Below are 18803 nucleotides of genomic sequence, written 5' to 3'. Positions count from 1 at the left end.
GGTATAGCAAGAAGATTGTTAGAACTGAAATAGGTAGATATCAAAAGCATTGAAGTTTTTAAAGTAAAAATTGAAGTGTGTTTTATATTCCCTCAGACTGATTAGTTTGCGGGATTTTTTCTTTGTTATGTATAAATAACAAGCTTGGCATTGTTTTTTTATAAAAAACTTAGTAAGCTTTGATATATATAATGCAGTAAAGTTCTTACACTAGCAATGTCACAAAATATCCAGTTTTCAAGGATTTTTGGGACATTGCTAGTGTATTAGGACTTTTGCATTATATATAGAAAAATTTAAGAAGAATTGTGTAAGCAATTTACACTAACTATGTGAATTTAGGGGGTATATATGAAAATAAAATTAGTTGGAATTCCTAGTTATGCTGGAGGATTATATTCTGGAACAGATATGACTCCTGATGCTTTACGTGAAGCGGGGTTAGTGCAAATGTTAAATAGACAGAAAACAGAAGTGGAAGATTTGGGGGATATACCGGTTTCAAGCTTTATGCCGCGCAATAATGTCCCACCTATAAGAAATTGGCCAGCACCTAGGATTATTTGGGATGAAATGATAAAACAATCTGAGAACTGGTTTAAAGATGATGAGTTTACTCTCATAATAGGCGGGGATTGCAGTATAATAACAGGTGCAACAAAAGGATTGTATAATAAATATAAAAATAATACCTATTTAATATGTATTGACGCGCACTTAGATGCAGTAAAGCCTTCACCGGAAAAATGTATTGGTGCTGCTGCTATGGGATTATGGTTTTTATGCAATAACAATATGTTCTTTAGTAAACCTGAAGATTTTGATGGCTCGCATGTTCATGTGTTAGGAATTCAGCATAACTATGCAGAAACGTATGGAAGTACTCTTTATAGCCTTGAAAATCTTCGTAAACGTGGTCTTGAACAGACAGCTGCAAGTGTACTTTCCTCACTGCCTGAAATTGCCAGGATATTTATTCACTTAGACTTAGATGTAATATGTAAGACTGATTTACATGCAGTCTATTCACCAAGTAATGAAGGATTATCTTTAGAAGAAGCTAAAACTTTACTATCTGATATCTTGCTTGATAAACGTGTTATAGGAATGGAAGTAGCTGAGTTTTCAGGAATAAAGGATTTTGATGGAACGCAGGCAATTGAACTCGCGAGGCTATTAAGTGAAATCTTAATAAAAAGATAGCTAAGACAGTTATAAATGTAAGAATTACAAGTTAATGATATTTAATTATAGAATAATCCAATTATTAGATATATTTATGGTACAATATGGTTAAAGGAATTAAGTAAGGGGAACTGATTTATGAAAGCCTTAATTGTTTATTGCTCAGACTATAATAAGAATACAGAAAAAATTGCGAGGATATTTGCTGAGAAAGTTGATTGCGATTTAATAAATATAAGGAATGTTAATGAGGTTAACATAGAAAATTACAATCTAATTGGATTTGGTTCAGGCGTGTATCGAGAAAGCTTGTCACCAAAGATAATCAGATTGGTTGATAAGCTAAATTTAAAAGGCAAAAATGTTTTTGTGTTTTCAACTAGTGGAGTTGGAATTAAGTTCTATAACAATAGTCTCATTAAACAATTGGAATCAAAGGGAGCAATAAATAAAGGAAGTTTTGCATGCAAGGGGAGTTTTATAGCAAGAGATTTTACCAGTAAAAAAATTTTTGATATTATGAGCAAATTATCACAGGGGCACCCCAATGATAAAGATATTAAAAAAGCAGAAAGGTTTATTTCGGATGTAGTAGATTCACTTTAAATTAAACTGCAATATAATATCTCCATGCACTTGCTATTAAGGGGGCTAAAGAAATATGAAATACAAAGTCATTCACAAATTAAGAGAAAGAAGATTTGCAGATAAAATTACAAAAAGCGAAGAGGCGGTACTTGATTATTTACAGAAGCATTTTAATAAAATACCTGATATGACAGTGGTGGAGCTTAGTGAACAAAGCTATACTTCACAGGCAACCATTAATAGAGCCTGTAAAATACTAGGCTTTAACGGCTTCAGTGAACTAAAATATGCCATAAAGGAAGATTTAGTCTTTATGGATACTCCAAGCCAGATGTATATGAATAAGACTGAGTTCTTCCTTGAGAAAATAGATTTTGTCAGTGCAAAAAACATTACAAGGCATTTTTCTGACAGAACTGTAAGGGTTATGATCTATGGCCTAGGAGCCTCAAGTATTTCAGCTCAATATTTTCATAGACAGCTGCTTTACCTAGGTATTCCTGCGATACTTATCAGTGAAGAAAGCATGCTTGCACATTTTAGAGATTACATGCTTGTGGTTTTTTCAAGTTCAGGGGAAACCCAAAGGATACTTCAGGTTGTTAAAAATGCTAAAGAGTGTGGTACACATGTATTAGCTATTACGAAGAAAGACAGCACCCTTGCTCAAATGGCTGACGATAGCTTTTTTCATGAGGTTAATATAGATAAGCTTGATGATATCTCCAGGGAGCAGCAGCTTCATATGATTATAATGGTAAATGAGCTCATTGACAGAATAGCTGAAGCTTTATAAGTGAATAATAAGATTAGACAAAGCACAGTAGACAAACTACTGTGCTTTTATTTGCTTTGGATAATTATCCAAAAGGTTGGACACAAATCAAAAGAGCAATCTATTATAATAGGCTTAGAAACGATTTCAGATTACAAGGAGAATTACAATGCAGAGAGACATTAAAATAATTATGCATACGCATTGGGATCGTGAGTGGTACTTTACAAAGGATGAAACTCAGGTATTACTACGAAACCATTTGCAGGAAGTAATTGAGTATTTGGAAGAAAATAAAGATATCATATATATTTTAGATGGGCAAAGCGTTATGCTTGATGACTTTTTAGAGTTTGCACCAAAATGGGAGCTGAGACTTAAGAGAGTGATAGAGAATAAGCAGCTTAGGATAGGACCTTGGTATACTCAGACCGACCTTTTAATAGTTCATGGTGAGTCAATAATTCGTAACTTATACTATGGAATGACAACAGCAATGAAATACGGGGAACCCATGAAGGTTGGATATGCGCCTGATACCTTTGGACACTCCAGTCAAATGCCTCAGATTTATAAGCAGTTTGGAATAGATGGCACATTTTTCTGGAGAGGCTTCAGTGAATTAAAGGCTGATAAATCAGATTTTATCTGGGAGGGTGTTGATGGCAGCCGCATATATGGCATAAACTTAGCTACAGGTTATCAAGGTGCAAAATACCTTGAAAGTAGTTTTGAAGATTTAAAGGTACGCATGGAAAAGCTGATGAAGGTACTGGATAATTACTCTGCAACAGAAGCTAGATTAATCATGAATGGTCATGATCAGATGCCAATTCAAAAGGATATACCATTAATAATAGAATATTTAAAGAAAATGTATCCAGAAGATAAAATCAGTGTAAGTGATTTTGAAAAATATGTGGATGAATTAAGAAAAGCTGAGCTTGAAATAGTTACAGGAGAGCTTACCCATAGCAAGCACTCAAGAATTCACAGAACTATTAATTCAACAAGAATGGATATCAAGCTTTTAAACACAGAACTAGAATATAAGCTGTACAATATCCTGGAACCTCTGGCAGCATTAGCGACAAATATAAACTTGGACTATCCTCACGAGATATTTGCTAAATGCTACAAGATACTGTTTGGTACACATGCACATGATAGCATCGGAGGCTGCAATTCCGACAGTGTAAATAAGGATATAAAGCAAAGACTGCTAAATGTTAAAGAGATTGTTGATACGCAAATCGAACTTTATATGAGACTGATTTCCATGGCAAACAAGGAAAGGGAAGAAAAGACAATTACTATTTATAACTTCCTGCCTTATGTTAGAGAAAATGGATTTGCAGAAGTTGAAATGATTACACGTACAAATAGCTTTGAAATACTTGATGAAAATAACAATAAAGTAGAGCATGTGCTTCTTGAGCAGGAAACAGTAGATGCTGGACTTATAGACAGGCAAGTAGCTGCAAGGCTTTTAGATATAAAGGTTTATAAGAGCAAGGTAAAAGTTAGAATAGATAAGATAGATGGACTCAGCATTCGCTATTTAAACTATAGAGAAATTGAAGGACAGCAGGAGCTTAAAACTAGCAAGGTTGAGTCTATAGAAAATGAGTTTTACGAGCTAAAGGTTCAAAGCAACCAGATAGTGCTTAAGAATAAGATTACTGGAGCTTTTGTAGAAAATGTAATTTCTATAGAAAACAGTGGTGATGCCGGAGACAGCTATGATTATTCTCCTCCTCACAAGGATGTATTGATAAATCATGAACAGGCAGTAATAAAGAACATGACTTCAATGAAATACAAACAACTAGAGCAGTTAAGCTATGAAATCAATTATATTGTTCCAAAGGATTTAAATGAAAGAGCCGAGAGCAAGGTGACTGCTGAGGTAAGCTTTGAGGTAAAGCTCACGCTGCAGCAGGGAGATCCAAAGGTTTATCTTCAAATAAACCATACAAACAAGGTTAAGGACTCAAGATACCGACTTGTATTTAACACTGATATAGCTTCACAAGTGGTTGAAGTAGATTCGCATTTAAGTACAGTTAAAAAGCCTGTATATCTTCATGAGGAGCTTGCGGTATGGGAGAAGGAAAAGTGGGCAGAAAAGCCAGTTTCTATTGAAACCTTCCAGTCCTATGTTGCTTTAGAGGATGAAAGCAGAGCGGCTGTTATCTACGCTGAGGGCTTAAAGGAATATGAGGTTGTAGATAAAAATATTTATATCACTATGTTTAGAAGCTTTTCGCACCTTGGAAAGAGGGAGCTCATAAATCGTCCTGGAAGACCTTCAGGAATCGAAATTGAAACACCGGATAATCAACTTCAGAATCAAAAGTTTACTTTCAATTTTGCCTTTAACTTTAATAAGCCTTTGCTTAACAAGGCATTTGAGGCAAAGGAGTTTTTAACACCTTTAAAGGGCTATCAGCTGAAGGAATTTAACCGCTTCAATATCAATGCTCCGAAGCTTTCAGCTCAGATTAAAACAAACTTGAATCTAGACTTAAAAGGTTGTGTAGTTAGCGCGTTAAAGCTTACAGAAGAAACAAATGACTTATTTATAAGAATATTTAATCCTACGGAGCATGCTATAGATATTAAGCTGCCCAAAGGTGCTTATATAGCAACGCCGTTGGAGCAGCCTGTAGAACAAACTGTATTACACACAATAAAGCCGCAGGAAATATTAAATATAGTTTTTAAAAGGGTCAATATTATTTAAATATATAAAAAATTAAGGGGTGGTTTAAATGAAAGATTTCAAAAAGAACTTTCAAAGCTTTGGTAAGTCATTATTATTTCCAATCTCTCTACTATCCTTCATGGCAATCTTCTTAGGATTGTCTGCAGCTCTTCAAAATGCAAATATCATAAAGATGGTGCCATTTTTAGGTGCAAAAAATCTTCAAATATTTATAGGACTTATTCGTAAGGTAGCAGGACTTCCATTTACCTATCTTCCAATACTGTTTGCTATGGCAATACCTCTAGGAATGGTAAAGCGTGATAGAGAAGTTGCAGTTTACTCCGCAGCGGTAGGCTATATAGCTCTTCTTATTGGGATGAACTATATATTAAGTGTTCAAAACCTAACAGCAGCAACAACTGCAGTTGATTTTCTAATGAAGAATAATGGAATGAGTCAGGTTGATGCAACTTTAAGGAATTCCTTATTTACAACTACACTAGGTATTTTTGTTTACAACACAAACGTTGTTGGTGGTATTTTAGCTGGTATTCTAGGAGTTGTTATTCATAACAGATTCAGAAACACAGAGCTTCATCCATCACTATCCTTCTATAGCGGAAAGAGATTTGTTCCAATTATATCAGCTCTCATAATGGTTGTAGTTGGTATGCTATTAACATATATTTGGCCAGCAATTAATACAGCGATTATTGCTGCAGGAAAATTAATTAGTGAAACTGGTTTATTTGGAGTATTCCTATATGGCTTCGTAGAAAAGATAATTAACCCTACTGGATTACACCATATTTTAAATCAAACTTTTAGATTTACTGCTTTAGGCGGTATGGAAACTGTAAATGGAAAGAGCCTGGTTGGCGCTCTTCAAATATATCTTTACCAGCTTGATAATGGTCTTCCATTCTCAAAGAGTGCAGCTCAATTCCTTGCAGGAGGTAAAATTCTACACATGGTATTCGGTATGCCGGCTGTAGTTTATGCCATATACCGTCAGGCCCTTCCTGAGAAGAGAGACAAAGTAATAAAATTCTTCCTAGCAGGACTTACAGCTGTTGTTTTAACAGGTATCACAGAGCCAATCGAGTTTACTTTTATATTTATATCACCAATACTATGGATTGTTAACGCTATATTCGCGGGTTTGTCCTTCTTGGTTCCTGCAATATTTGGTGCCGCAATAGGAAATATCCAAGGTGGTATAATCGACTGGCTAGTATTTGGAGTAGTTCAAGGTGCACAAACTAAATGGTTTATATACCTGTTCCTAGGACCAATATTCTTTGCAATGTACTACTTCACATACAGCTTCATAATCAGAAAGTTCAATGTTATGACACTTGGAAGAAAAGAATCTGACTTTGTTGAAGCAGAAGAAGAATCTGAAGGTGCAAAGGCACTTAATAATGACGATAAAGCTATTGCTAAGAACATCGTTGAAGGACTAGGAGGATTAGACAATATAGTAGATGTAGACAACTGTATTTCTAGACTACGTGTTGAGCTTAAAGATGGTTCAAAGGTTAATCGTGCTTTAATCAATAAGACAAATCCAAACGGAATCGTTACTCCAGATGCAAACACTATTCATGTTGTTTACGGAGGAAGAATAACTAAGGTTCGTAATTTAGTTGATGACTATATATACAGCTTAAAAAAATCAAAATAGCCTAAAGCAGTTGGTTAGACTATGGTAAAAACATAGTCTAACTTTATTAAGAAATAAACCGCTTAATGGCAGCTTATAAGGAGGCAATAATATGAAAAGATATAATATTGTAATTGTTGGTGGAGGAAGCACTTGGACACCTGGGTTACTTCAAAGCTTATGCAAGAAGAAGGAAAGCTTTCCTCTAGCTAGACTAGTTATGTATGATATAAACGCTGAGCGTCAGCAGGTTATAGGAGAATTTGCAAAGGTACTATTTAAAGAAAAATATACTGAGCTGGATTTTGAATATACTACTGACAAGGAAGTTGCTTTTAAGGATGTGGATTTTGTTTTCTGTCAAATGAGAACTGGCGGCTATGCAATGAGAGAAAAGGATGAAAAGATTCCTTTAAGCTTTGGGGTTATAGGTCAGGAAACCTGTGGTGCTGGCGGTTTTGCATACGGTATGAGATCTATAAGAGATATGATTCAGCTTGTTAACGATGTTCGAGAGCTTTCACCAGAAGCTTGGATATTAAACTATACAAATCCTGCTGCAATTGTAGCTGAAGCATTAAATAGACAATTCCCAAATGATAAAAAAGTACTGAATATCTGTGATCAGCCTGTAAATTTACTTCGTTCTTATGGACGTTTATTAGGAAGAGACCCATACGAGTTTGAGCCGGTTTATTTTGGATTAAATCACTTTGGATGGTTTACACACCTTTTTGATAAGGAAGGCAAGGATTTAGTTCCTGTTATTAAGGACATTGTAAATGAACGCGGTTTTATTCCTGTAGATGCAGAGCAAAGAGATAAGTCATGGCTTGACACCTATGCAACAGTTAAGGATATGGTAACTGATTTCCCAGATTATCTTCCAAACACCTATCTACAGTATTATTATTATCCAGAATACAAGGCTAAAAAGCTAGATCCTAATTTCACCCGTGCCAATGAAGTTATGAATGGGCGTGAAAAACGTGTATTTGAAGAGTGCAGACATATTTCAGAAGTTGGAACAGCTGAGGGTTCTTCAGTAGTTCACAATGATGCCCACGGTGACATGATTGTTGAAGTTGCTGAGTCCATAGCTTTTAATAGAAATAGAATCTATATCATTATCACCGAAAACAATGGCTTGGTAGCAAATATCCAGGACGATGCTATGGTTGAAGTTGCAGCGACTCTAGGTATAAATGGACCAAGACCTTTTGGAGTAGGAAAGATTGGAACCTTTTATAAAGGCATGATGGAGCAGCAGCTTGCCTATGAAAAACTTACTGTAGATGCATATTTTGAAGGCTCCTATAATAAAGCTCTTCAGGCACTTACATTAAATAGAACAATTGTTGATGCTAAGAAGGCTAGAAAAATTCTTGATGCTTTGATAGAAGCAAATAAGGGATATTGGCCAGAGTTAAAGTAGAATATAAAGTTTTTTTACGTAAATAATGAATCGATTTTATTTTCCCTCAAACTAATAGTTTGAGGGAATTTTTACTTATGAGAAATATAATGTGACATTTATAAAAAGCAAAATTTCACTACATGTTTATAAAAATAAATGTTTTATTTATCATGAAATTTAGTTAAGTACAGGTAAAACCTCCCGATAAATAAGTATGATAATACAAATTTCGACATGGAGGGGTTTTTATGAAAGGAATTTTCGACAAACTTAAATTGAGAAGTATTAGGAGTAAGCTTATTGTAAACTTTATGGCAATTTGTCTAATACCTTTGTTAGTTCTTGGAATATCAGTTTACTTCAAGGCAAAGGGAATTTTAGAGCGCAAATTTGAAGTAACAAGCACGCAGACTCTTGGAGAAGTGAGCAGAGGACTAGATAAACATATTGAAGCATTTAGCAATTTAGTTACAATGCTTTCTAACAATGGTGACTTTACTCAAGTAGAGACTGAGGGTGAAAAGATCAATTTTGCTAAGTCTCTATTAAAGGATATAGCTGAAAGTGATAAGGACATTTTTAGTGCATACTTTGGAACTGAAGATGGAAGATTTGTTATTTATCCTGATGGCGATATGGGAAAAGATTTTAACCATAAAACAAGACCCTGGTATGGATCAGCTATTAATAATAAAGGAAAGATTACTGTATCTCAGCCATTTAAAGATGCTAGAACTGGAAAACTAGTGGTGTCTATTTCAAAGGCTGTTGAAAAAGATGGAAAAGTTGTTGGTGTAGTTTCCATGAATATTTCTCTTGAAGCTATATCTGAAGAATTATCAAATATTAAAGTTGGAGAAAAGGGCTATGTTTTTATAGTAGACAGTAGTGGTATAGTTTTATCTCACCCAGATAGCAACAAAATTGGAAGTAATATAGCCGATAATTTAAATATTTGGTCTAACATAAAGGCAAACGAAAGTGGCTTTTCAGAATATGATGCAGATGGGAAAAAAGAATACGCTACATATGTTACTAATAAGGTAGCTGGGTGGAAGCTTATAGCTTTAATGGAGGATTCGGAGATAAGCAAGGATGTAGAGGCTATAGGTATTCTTTTATTAGTGGTGACTTTATCAGTTGCAGTAGTGGCTATATTACTTGCATATATTTTAAGCAAGAAGATGTCTGATAATGCACGCAAGCTAAATGGAGCTTTCAGCGAGGCTGCTGAGGGGAATTTAACCGTTACTGTAGATATTACAGATAAAGATGAATTTGGAAGCTTGGGTAATAATTTTAATTCAATGATTAAAAATATTGCACAGCTTATGTTTGAGGTAGAACAATCCTCTGAAACTGTTTTTGAGACTTCCGTAAGCCTTGCCAGCATGGCGGAGGAAACTAATGCATCTATTGAACAAGTATCTCATGCAATAGATGAAATAGCTCAGGGTGCTACACAAACAGCACAAAGCTCCCAAGATGGAGCAGTGGAGATTAATGATTTATCTCAAGGAATGGATAAAATAACTGTTTCTACAGAGGAAATTGCTTCTATTTCCGGGGAAACTCAGAAGCTTAGCTCAAAAGGCTTAGAGATGGTGCAGATGTTAGGTGAGAAGTCTGATAAAACAAAAAAATCAACCGCTCAGGTTAGTGAAATTGTAGTAGATATGAATTCAAGCACTGAGCAGATAAATACAATATCGGATGCTATTTCTCAAATCACTGAGCAAACTAATCTTTTATCCTTAAATGCTTCTATAGAAGCTGCAAGGGCAGGGGAGGCAGGAAGAGGCTTTGCCGTTGTTGCTGATGAGATTAGAAAGCTTGCTGAGCAATCAAAGAAATCTACTGAAGAGATTAAGAAAATAGTTGAAACTATAAAATCAAAATCTTCTACAGCAGTAGCAGCTATGAGCGAAACAGAAATAACTGTTAAGGATCAGGAGAAGGCTGTACAAGAAACCCAGGAGATTTTCAAGGAAATAATTTCTGCAATAGCAGTTTTAGCACAGAGAATTGAAGGAATCAAGAAGGATACTGAAGTTATAGCTTCAGGAAAACAAAAAGTTGTTGGCCAAATTGAAAACATATCATCAATTTCAGAGGAAACAGCTTCAGCAACAGAAGAGGTTTCAGCTTCAGCACAGCAGATAAATGCAACTATGCAGGAAGTAACCAATTATGTGGAAGCACTTCAAAGCCTTTCTGAAAAGCTTAGAGCAGGGGTTAGCAAATTTAAAATAAAATAAAAATATTAAAGCGGCAGTGGTAGGTTTCCACCGCCGTTTTTTTTCAGCTAAAGGTTAGTTAGTGTCCCCTTGCAATGAGATTAAAACTCCATCATAATATATTTATGGGGGGGATATAATGGAGCGGAAGACAGAAGATGTAAATCATCAGATTAATGAACTAAAAACTGTATTGGAGTCTATGAAGGATATTTTAGATAATGCTTATCAGGGGATTGTGCTTGTTAATAACGAAGGGCGAATAGTTAAATGGAACTATGAAAAGCTGTTTGGAATAAAAGAAGAAGATGTTTTAGGCAAACCTATAGAGGAGGTTATTGAAAATACAAGGCTTCATATAGTGGCAAAGACAGGCAGAAAAGAAATTTGCGAAGTTCAGAGAATTAAAGGGCGGGATATGATTGCCAGCAGAACTCCCATAATTAAAAATGGCAAAATAATTGGTGCTGTCGGAACGGTGCTGTTTAAGGATGTTAAGGAAGTTAAAGATTTGGCTATAAGGCTGAAAATGCTTGAAAATACTGTTGATAAGTATAAAGGAGAGTTAAGCAGAGTACATAATGCTAAATATTCCTTTGACAATATTATTACTCAAAATAAAAATATGCTTATGCTTAAAGAGACTGCTCGAAAAGCTGCTTACTCAAATTCTACCATACTAATTCAAGGAGAAAGCGGCACTGGTAAAGAGTATTTTGCCCATGCTATTCACAGCGCAAGCAGTAGAAGGCATGCAGCCTTTATAAGAGTTAATTGTGCTGCAATACCACAGGAGCTTTTGGAATCAGAGCTTTTTGGTTATGAAGGTGGTGCTTTTACTGGTGCTAAAAAAGAAGGCAAAATTGGCAAGCTTGAGCTTGCCCATGGAGGCACTCTTTTGCTTGATGAAATTGGTGCCATGCCCTATAACATGCAATCAAAGCTTTTAAGGGTTTTAGAAGAGAGGGAATTTGAAAGAATAGGCGGGAGCTCTAGAATAAAAATAGATATGAGAGTTATAGCAAGTACAAATGAGGACTTGCAGACAGCTGTTAAGGAGGGCAGATTTAGAAGTGACTTGTTTTACAGGCTTAATGTTGTAGAAATAGAAATTCCTCCTTTAAGGGACAGGCTTGATGATATACCTGTTTTATGCGAATACACTTTAAACCATCTATTTAGCAATATGGGGTTTGAAAACAAAACAGTTACTGATAAGGCAAAGACCGCCTTAAGTTCATATAATTGGCCGGGAAATGTGAGGGAGCTTCGAAATGTACTTGAGAGGGCAGCAAATATTTCTTCAGGTGAATATATAAATTTAGAGCATTTGCCAAGCTATATAAGCAGCAGCTTTATTATGAATAACTATAGGGAAGATTCTTGTCTTTTAAAGGATGTAGTGGCAAAGGCAGAGATAAGCGCTATAATGGAAGCCTTAAAATTAGCTAATGGAAGCAGAACAGAAGCTGCTAAGCGTCTTGGAATTCATAGAACAGCCTTATATAAAAAGCTAACTCAGTATGGATTTGATATAAAGAATTTTTAATGTAGAAAATATTCTACATTAAAAATACGCTGTAGAATATTTTCTACAACATATTTTTGGCTGTATTAGAAGGTTATACAATTATCGTGAAAATGTTTACACAAAGAATGTAGAAAAATTTCTACATTCTTTGTTTTTGTGTTTATTAATTTTTAGAACAAGCTGTGTAAAGCCTAGGTTCCTTATTTTGGCATGAAAGTTGCTTTGTATTTAAGTGACATTTTAACATAAAGTAATTTTTGTTTTAGGAGGATGTTTTATGAGAGAGGCAGTTATTGTCAGTGCTGTTAGAACACCTATAGGCAGCTTTGGAGGAAGCTTTAAAGATGTACCAGCAGTTGCTTTGGGAGCTGCAGCAGCAAAGGAAGCTATTAAAAGAGCAGGTGTAAAGCCTGAAATTATTGATGAAGTTATATTTGGGAATGTGCTTCAAGCTGGACTTGGACAAAATGTTGCAAGGCAGGTATCTATTGCGGCAGGTATTCCTGTAGAAGTTCCATCTATGACTGTAAATAAGGTTTGTGGTTCGGGTTTAAAAACTGTTATATTAGCTGCTCAAGCAGTAATGCTTGGAGAAGCTGATGTTGTTCTGGCTGGAGGAACAGAAAACATGAGCTCGTCACCTTATGTTCTGCCTAAGGCAAGATGGGGACAAAGAATGGGAGATGGAACTATAGTTGATACAATGGTTCATGATGGACTATGGGATATATTCAATGACTATCATATGGGAGTAACTGCAGAAAACATTGCAGCTCAGTGGAATATAACAAGAGAGGCTCAGGATAAATTTGCTTTGGAAAGCCAGCTAAGAGCTGAAAAAGCTATAAAAAGCGGAAGATTTAAGGATGAGATAGTACCTATTGAAATACCACAGAAAAGAGGTAATCCAATAGTTGTGGACACAGATGAGTTCCCACGCTTTGGTTCTACTATAGAAGGCTTGGCAAAGCTGAAGCCGGCATTTAAGAAGGATGGAACAGTTACAGCAGGAAATGCTTCAGGAATAAACGATGGAGCTGCTGCAGTAATTGTAATGGCAAAAGAAAAAGCAGAAGAATTAGGAATTAAGCCTTTAGCTACAATAGCAGCCTTTGCATCTGCAGGTGTTGACCCAAAGTTTATGGGATATGGACCTGTTCCTGCTTCAAGAAAGGCTCTTAGAAAAGCTAACTTAACAATTGAGGATATCGATTTGGTAGAAGCAAATGAAGCTTTTGCAGCTCAATCTCTATCAGTTGTTAAAGATTTAGAGCTTGAGGCTGAAAAAACAAACGTTAACGGCGGTGCTATAGCGCTCGGACATCCTATTGGCTGTTCTGGAACTAGAATACTAGTTACCTTGATTCATGAAATGATTAAAAGAGATGCTAAAACAGGCCTTGCTACTTTGTGCATAGGTGGAGGACAAGGTACTGCTTTAATTATTAAGAGATAGATATTTTTGTGGGAGGGGTTACGTGTGAATAAGCTTATTTCTATTGAAGAAGCTGCGGATATGATTAAAGACGGGATGACCATAATGTTTGGGGGCTTTTTAGGCTGCAAGAACCCTTTTAAGCTTGTTGATGCACTTATAGAAAAAGGTATTAAAGATATTACTTTGATTGCAAATGATACATCCTTTCCAGAGGTTGGGATTGGAAAGCTTATTGTAAACAAGCAAGTAAAAAAGGTTATAGCTTCACATATTGGTACAAATAAGGAAACAGGAAATCAAATGAACTACGGAGAGCTTGAGGTTGAACTTGTACCACAAGGAACATTAGCTGAAAGGATAAGAGCAGCAGGTGGTGGTCTTGGCGGTGTACTTACTCCGACAGGTATTGGGACAATAGTTGCAGAAGGTAAAACAATTGTAGAAGTAGATGGAAAACAATATCTTTTGGAAAAGCCTTTAAAAGCTGATGTTGCACTTATTGTAGGTGCAAAGGTTGATACCAAGGGCAACATAAGATATGCAAAGGCTACAAGAAACTTTAATCCTATAATGGCTACAGCAGCTGATTTAGTAATTGTTGAAGCTGATGAAATAGTTGAACCTGGACAAATTGACCCAGACGATGTAATGACTCCGGGAATATTTGTTGATTATATTGTAAAGGGGGAGTAGGAGATGGATAAAAACTTAGAAAAAGACTATATAGCTAAAAGAGTTGCTAAGGAACTTAAGGATGGAGATGTTGTCAATCTAGGTATTGGTCTTCCTACCCTTGTTGCTAACTATGTGCCTGAAGGCATAGAAATAACTCTTCAGTCTGAAAACGGATTTGTTGGAATGGGACCAGCACCCAAAAAGGGTGAAGAAGATAATTATTTAGTAAATGCAGGTGGAATTTATACAACTGTAAATCCTGGGGGAGCATTTTTTGATAGTGCAGAATCCTTTGTAATTATAAGAGGTGGTCATGTAGACTTAACCGTACTTGGTGCTCTCGAGGTAGATGAAAAGGGAAATCTTGCAAACTGGATGGTGCCAGGAAAGATGGTGCCTGGTATGGGCGGAGCAATGGATCTTGTAACTGGAGCTAAAAAGGTTATTGTTGCTATGAACCATACTGCAAAGGGTGCGCACAAAATACTTAAGGAGTGCAAGCTGCCATTAACAGCAGTAAATACTGTGGACTTAATTATAACTGAAATGGGTGTAATGGAGGTTACTGAGAAAGGTCTTGTATTAAAGGAAATAAATACTGAGTACACTGTTGAAGAGGTTCAGAAGGCTACAGGAGCTGAGCTAATTATAGCTGAAGATTTAAAGGAGATAGAAGTTTAGTTTCACAGTTAAAAGCCTATATGTGGCAGCATGACAACTGCCACAATCCCATCATTGAAATTTAACACAAGATAATATATTCCAAGCAGCAAAGGAAGAAAGAGAAGTGAGTGTTAATAAATAAAAAGTAAATGGGGGAAAATATATGTTTAAAAAATTAACTAGAGCCTGTGTAAATCTTGTACAAAAATATTTGCCTGATGCTTTCATATTTGCTATTTTTCTTACATTTTTAACCTTTATTCTAGGAATTATAGTTACTAAACAATCGCCTCTTGCAATGGTAGTGCACTGGAGTAATGGGTTGTGGAGCCTTTTATCCTTTACAATGCAGATGGTTTTAGTATTAGTTACAGGAAATACCTTAGCTAATGCACCAGCCTTCAAGAGAGGCTTAAAAAAATTAGCCAAGATTCCTAAAACTCCAGGTCAGGCAATTGTGTTTGTTACCTTAATATCTTCCATCGCCTGCTGGATAAACTGGGGCTTTGGACTTATAATTGGTGCAATCTTTGCTAAACAGCTGGCTAAAGAAGTTAAGGGTGTAGATTATAGACTTTTAATAGCTTCTGCTTATTCAGGATTCTTAGTATGGCATGCTGGACTTTCAGGTTCCATACCGCTTACAATAGCAGGTGGTGGAGATGCTGTTAAAAAGGCTACTGCAGGAGTTATAACAAGCCCAATACCAACCAGCCAAACTATATTTTCAGTATATAACCTGGTAGCTGTTATTGTTTTAATAGTTACACTTCCTTTACTTAATAAAGCTATGATGCCTAAGAAAGAAGAAACAGTAACTATAGATCCAAAATTGTTAGTAGAAGAACCAGAATTAGAAGAAATTCCAAAGGAAAAGATGACTCCAGCTGATAAGCTTGAAAATAGCCGTACAATATCTTTATTAGTTGCAGCAATGGGTTTTACTTATATTATCTACTATTTTATAACCAAGGGCTTTAACCTTACTTTAGACGTTGTTAACGGTATATTCCTATTTATAGGTATATCGCTTCATGGTACACCAAGACGTTTTATTGCAGCTGTTACAGAGGCAGCTAAGGGAGCATCAGGAATTATACTTCAATTCCCATTCTATGCAGGTATCATGGGGATGATGGTAGGTACAAATGCTTCAGGAGCTTGTCTTGCAGGTGAGATTGCAAATGTATTTGTTGCTATTTCAACACCAAGAACCTTCCCGTTATTTACTTTCTTAAGCGCAGGAATTATAAACTTCTTCGTTCCATCAGGCGGAGGACAATGGGCAGTTCAAGCGCCAATAATGATGCCTGCAGCAGCTCAAATTGGCGTAGATGCTGGTAAGGTTGCTATGGGAATTGCATGGGGAGATGCATGGACAAATATGATTCAGCCTTTCTGGGCTATTCCAGCTCTAGCAATAGCAGGACTTAGTGCAAAAGATATAATGGGCTACTGCTTAATGGATTTAATCTATGCCGGAATAGTAGTATCTGCAGCTTTCTTCTTCCTATAAACAAAAAATTGATTAATAAAAAAGCCCCGCATCTAAAAAGTGCGGGGTATATTTACATTGAAAAATCAAATTATTTTGTTTTATTAAAATCTAAAACCTTAACTAGGTTTGCACCTTCTAATTTTCCTTCAAGTTTTAAGGTGTTGCTGTGAATTCTTTCACCGTTTTTCATATGCATTAAAAAGTTTTCTGCTCCTTCAATTGGAATAGATACCGAAGAAGTCTTAAAATGCATAGGAATAACAAGCTTTGGATTAAGAAGCTTGCAGACCACAGTAGCTTCCTTTCCGTCTATTGTGTAGTTTCCACCAACAGGGATTAGGAGCACATCAATCTCTCCAATTTGATCCGCATCAGCAACTGTAAGCAAATGACCTAAATCTCCAAGGTGACAGATTCTATAATCATCCATTTTGAAAACATATATTACATTTTCTCCGCGTTTTGCACCTTGAACGTTGTCGTGATAGGAGGGTATGCCTTTTATGTCTATATCGCATACATTAAAAAAACCAACCTTATCAAGTACAGCTGGGTCTCCTGTTATCTTTTCAATATAATCGTGGTCAAAATGATGATGGCTTATTGTAACCACATCAGCATGACCTTCAAAAACCTTATATCCTACACTGTCGTCAAATGGGTCTGTAAGCAATGTTCTTCCCTTTGAATCCTTAATTAAAAAAGAAGAATGACCAAGCCAGGTTATTTCCATAAATAACACCCCTTTAAACTTAAAAAAATATTTCATTCTTTATTATATCCTAAAAGCCTTTAACATAACTATTTTAGCAGCAATTAAATTCTTACAGTTAAACATTAAAATATGTTGATAATTTTGGAAATTTTAATATTTATTTAATTGCCTGTTAAAATTACAGGTCTCATTCAATAACCTGTAATTGAAAGCTAAAACCTATCATATTTATTTAGTATAAATTACTTAATATGTAGGACGGGGGATAAAAAATTGGAAAACATGTTTCGTTATTATCTGGACAGTAATTCTGGGATTTTGTTAGTTGGAGGCAGATGTTCTTATGCATTTGGAGTAAACAACATAGGACAAAGCATAACTATTGGAGGCTGGGATTCGAGAATAGTGGAGGATGGAAGCGAATACTATATGGGTTTATGTGCAATTAAGGCCGCTATTGCTGAATATGAAATGCTAGGAGGAAAAACTATATTAACTGATAAGGTTAAAAGTCAGCTTAAAATTGACAGTTTGGAGGAATTGAAATATATTTTATATTACAAAAGGTTAACTGACAGAAAGATTTTAGCTTTAAGCAAGGAAGTTTTAGAGTGTGCAAAGGAAGGAGACAGAATTAGTTTAAGCATTATAAAAAGTGCTTCCGAAAAGCTTTTTAACATGGTAGATATAATAGTTAGGAGATTGAGCATGTACGACTGCAAGTATAATTTATGCTTTACAGGCAGTATTCTTAAATTTGACAGCTACATAACTCAGCCCTTTTGCGATAAAATAAATAACAGATACGATAATATAGATGTTTTTACATACAATAATTTTAATCACAAAGGATTAGTGCCATAAAATAGAAAGGATAGATACTATGAGATTAACAGTACTAGGAAATCAAGGACCATTTCCAGGACCAGAGGGAGCTTGTACAGGCTTTCTGCTTCAGGATAAAGAGGTAAATATTTTAATTGATTGTGGAGCGGGAGTTATAAGCAGGCTTCAAAAATACTGCAAGATAAGCGATTTGGACGCTATAGTCTTATCGCACCTGCACAGCGATCACAGCTCAGATATGTTTGTGTTAAGATATGCAGTACAAGCAAAGCTTATGACTAAGACAATGGATAAAGCCATAGATGTGTATACGCCTAAAACTCCTGATAAATATTATAAAGAATTAGATTTTAACAATGTATTTAACCTTCATAATATATCTGATGGAATGCAGCTTAATATTATGGGTTTTAGCTTTACCTTTTATAAGACTGCTCACCCTGTTGAGTGCTATGGTATGAGAATTGAAAAGGATGGAAAAGTTTTTGCCTATAGTGCAGATACAACCTATACAGAAAATATAATAAAGCTAGCAGAAAATGCAGATTTGTTTTTGTGTGAGGCAAATGCTACAGAAAACATAAGAAAGACAAGCAACCCGCCGCATCTTTCTGTTAAGGAGGCCTGTGATATTGCAAGAAAGGCTAAGGTTAAAAAGCTTCTTCTAACTCATTTTTGGTTTGAAGAGCCTAAGGAGAATTACAGAGGAGATGCTGAAGGTGAATTTAATAAGGTAGAGCTTTCCGAAGAGCTTAAAACATACGAAATTTAATCAAATGAACAAAAAAATAAAGCATGAAACTATAACTAGATTTCATGCTTTATTTTTTTGTTTAAATTTTCATTTATTGCAAAAACT

The 18803-nt window shown here is 35.6% G+C and carries 15 protein-coding genes; 14 read left to right on the top strand and 1 reads right to left on the bottom strand.

Annotated features, from left to right (window positions below):
• The first annotated feature begins 351 nt into the window (after positions 1-351).
• The 12 genes from NBE98_RS21700 to NBE98_RS21645 all read left to right on the top strand — a co-directional run bounded on the left by NBE98_RS21700 (position 352) and on the right by NBE98_RS21645 (position 16401).
• Positions 352-1203: an arginase family protein gene (locus NBE98_RS21700; protein ID WP_250817176.1), complete on the top strand. Its 852-nt coding sequence runs from the start codon at positions 352-354 to the stop codon at positions 1201-1203.
• Between the two features lie 120 nt (positions 1204-1323).
• Positions 1324-1791, top strand: a complete 468-nt coding sequence (locus NBE98_RS21695; protein ID WP_250817174.1) for a flavodoxin domain-containing protein — start codon at positions 1324-1326, stop codon at positions 1789-1791.
• A 55-nt stretch (positions 1792-1846) separates the two neighbouring features.
• A complete protein-coding gene (locus NBE98_RS21690; protein WP_250817172.1) occupies positions 1847-2569 on the top strand; it encodes a MurR/RpiR family transcriptional regulator in 723 nt (240 codons plus the stop codon).
• Positions 2570-2717: 148 nt separating this feature from the next.
• Positions 2718-5294 carry a glycoside hydrolase family 38 N-terminal domain-containing protein gene (locus tag NBE98_RS21685; protein WP_250817170.1) on the top strand — a complete coding sequence of 859 codons (2577 nt, stop codon included), beginning with the start codon at positions 2718-2720 and terminating at the stop codon, positions 5292-5294.
• Between the two features lie 28 nt (positions 5295-5322).
• Positions 5323-6945, top strand: a complete 1623-nt coding sequence (locus tag NBE98_RS21680) for a PTS transporter subunit EIIC (RefSeq protein WP_250817168.1) — start codon at positions 5323-5325, stop codon at positions 6943-6945.
• Positions 6946-7036: 91 nt separating this feature from the next.
• Positions 7037-8359 (top strand): 6-phospho-alpha-glucosidase, encoded by a 1323-nt coding sequence (locus NBE98_RS21675; protein ID WP_250817166.1) that lies wholly within the window; start codon positions 7037-7039, stop codon positions 8357-8359.
• A gap of 230 nt (positions 8360-8589) precedes the next feature.
• The gene (locus tag NBE98_RS21670) at positions 8590-10599 is read left to right on the top strand and encodes a methyl-accepting chemotaxis protein (RefSeq protein ID WP_250817163.1); all 2010 of its coding nucleotides are present in this window, start codon (positions 8590-8592) and stop codon (positions 10597-10599) included.
• A gap of 118 nt (positions 10600-10717) precedes the next feature.
• Positions 10718-12127 (top strand): sigma-54 interaction domain-containing protein, encoded by a 1410-nt coding sequence (locus NBE98_RS21665; protein ID WP_250817161.1) that lies wholly within the window; start codon positions 10718-10720, stop codon positions 12125-12127.
• A 259-nt stretch (positions 12128-12386) separates the two neighbouring features.
• Positions 12387-13565, top strand: coding sequence for an acetyl-CoA C-acetyltransferase (locus NBE98_RS21660; RefSeq protein WP_250817160.1), 1179 nt, complete (start codon positions 12387-12389; stop codon positions 13563-13565).
• Between the two features lie 24 nt (positions 13566-13589).
• Positions 13590-14240 (top strand): CoA transferase subunit A, encoded by a 651-nt coding sequence (locus NBE98_RS21655; RefSeq protein ID WP_349305967.1) that lies wholly within the window; start codon positions 13590-13592, stop codon positions 14238-14240.
• 3 nt (positions 14241-14243) lie between these two features.
• Complete coding sequence (locus tag NBE98_RS21650) at positions 14244-14903, top strand: 3-oxoacid CoA-transferase subunit B (protein WP_250817158.1); 660 nt, start codon at positions 14244-14246, stop codon at positions 14901-14903.
• A gap of 145 nt (positions 14904-15048) precedes the next feature.
• Positions 15049-16401, top strand: coding sequence for a TIGR00366 family protein (locus tag NBE98_RS21645; RefSeq protein WP_250817156.1), 1353 nt, complete (start codon positions 15049-15051; stop codon positions 16399-16401).
• Between the two features lie 70 nt (positions 16402-16471).
• Here the strand turns inward: NBE98_RS21645 and NBE98_RS21640 are convergent, their stop codons facing one another.
• Entirely contained in the window at positions 16472-17116 is a 645-nt protein-coding gene (locus tag NBE98_RS21640; protein WP_250817155.1) for an MBL fold metallo-hydrolase, read from the bottom strand.
• A 264-nt stretch (positions 17117-17380) separates the two neighbouring features.
• On the opposite strand from NBE98_RS21640, the gene NBE98_RS21635 reads away from it, so the two are divergent.
• Positions 17381-17962: a BadF/BadG/BcrA/BcrD ATPase family protein gene (locus NBE98_RS21635; protein WP_250817654.1), complete on the top strand. Its 582-nt coding sequence runs from the start codon at positions 17381-17383 to the stop codon at positions 17960-17962.
• Positions 17963-17981: 19 nt separating this feature from the next.
• The gene (locus NBE98_RS21630; protein WP_250817153.1) at positions 17982-18716 is read left to right on the top strand and encodes an MBL fold metallo-hydrolase; all 735 of its coding nucleotides are present in this window, start codon (positions 17982-17984) and stop codon (positions 18714-18716) included.
• The last annotated feature ends 87 nt before the right edge of the window (positions 18717-18803 follow it).

Source organism: Clostridium swellfunianum, from assembly GCF_023656515.1.
GTDB classification, from domain to species: Bacteria; Bacillota; Clostridia; order Clostridiales; family Clostridiaceae; genus Clostridium_AT; species Clostridium_AT swellfunianum.
The sequence above is the reverse complement of the archived record's forward strand: the minus strand, read 5'-3'. Positions and strand labels throughout refer to the sequence as shown.

Bases quoted from the DNA above. Each gene is read 5' to 3' on its own strand.
- NBE98_RS21700 (WP_250817176.1), top strand. From the start codon at position 352: ATGAAAATAAAATTAGTTGGAATTCCTAGTTATGCTGGAGGATTATAT.
- NBE98_RS21695 (WP_250817174.1), top strand. From the start codon at position 1,324: ATGAAAGCCTTAATTGTTTATTGCTCAGACTATAATAAGAATACAGAA.
- NBE98_RS21690 (WP_250817172.1), top strand. From the start codon at position 1,847: ATGAAATACAAAGTCATTCACAAATTAAGAGAAAGAAGATTTGCAGAT.
- NBE98_RS21685 (WP_250817170.1), top strand. From the start codon at position 2,718: ATGCAGAGAGACATTAAAATAATTATGCATACGCATTGGGATCGTGAG.
- NBE98_RS21680 (WP_250817168.1), top strand. From the start codon at position 5,323: ATGAAAGATTTCAAAAAGAACTTTCAAAGCTTTGGTAAGTCATTATTA.
- NBE98_RS21675 (WP_250817166.1), top strand. From the start codon at position 7,037: ATGAAAAGATATAATATTGTAATTGTTGGTGGAGGAAGCACTTGGACA.
- NBE98_RS21670 (WP_250817163.1), top strand. From the start codon at position 8,590: ATGAAAGGAATTTTCGACAAACTTAAATTGAGAAGTATTAGGAGTAAG.
- NBE98_RS21665 (WP_250817161.1), top strand. From the start codon at position 10,718: ATGGAGCGGAAGACAGAAGATGTAAATCATCAGATTAATGAACTAAAA.
- NBE98_RS21660 (WP_250817160.1), top strand. From the start codon at position 12,387: ATGAGAGAGGCAGTTATTGTCAGTGCTGTTAGAACACCTATAGGCAGC.
- NBE98_RS21650 (WP_250817158.1), top strand. From the start codon at position 14,244: ATGGATAAAAACTTAGAAAAAGACTATATAGCTAAAAGAGTTGCTAAG.
- NBE98_RS21645 (WP_250817156.1), top strand. From the start codon at position 15,049: ATGTTTAAAAAATTAACTAGAGCCTGTGTAAATCTTGTACAAAAATAT.
- NBE98_RS21640 (WP_250817155.1), bottom strand. From the start codon at position 17,116: ATGGAAATAACCTGGCTTGGTCATTCTTCTTTTTTAATTAAGGATTCA.
- NBE98_RS21635 (WP_250817654.1), top strand. From the start codon at position 17,381: ATGTTTCGTTATTATCTGGACAGTAATTCTGGGATTTTGTTAGTTGGA.
- NBE98_RS21630 (WP_250817153.1), top strand. From the start codon at position 17,982: ATGAGATTAACAGTACTAGGAAATCAAGGACCATTTCCAGGACCAGAG.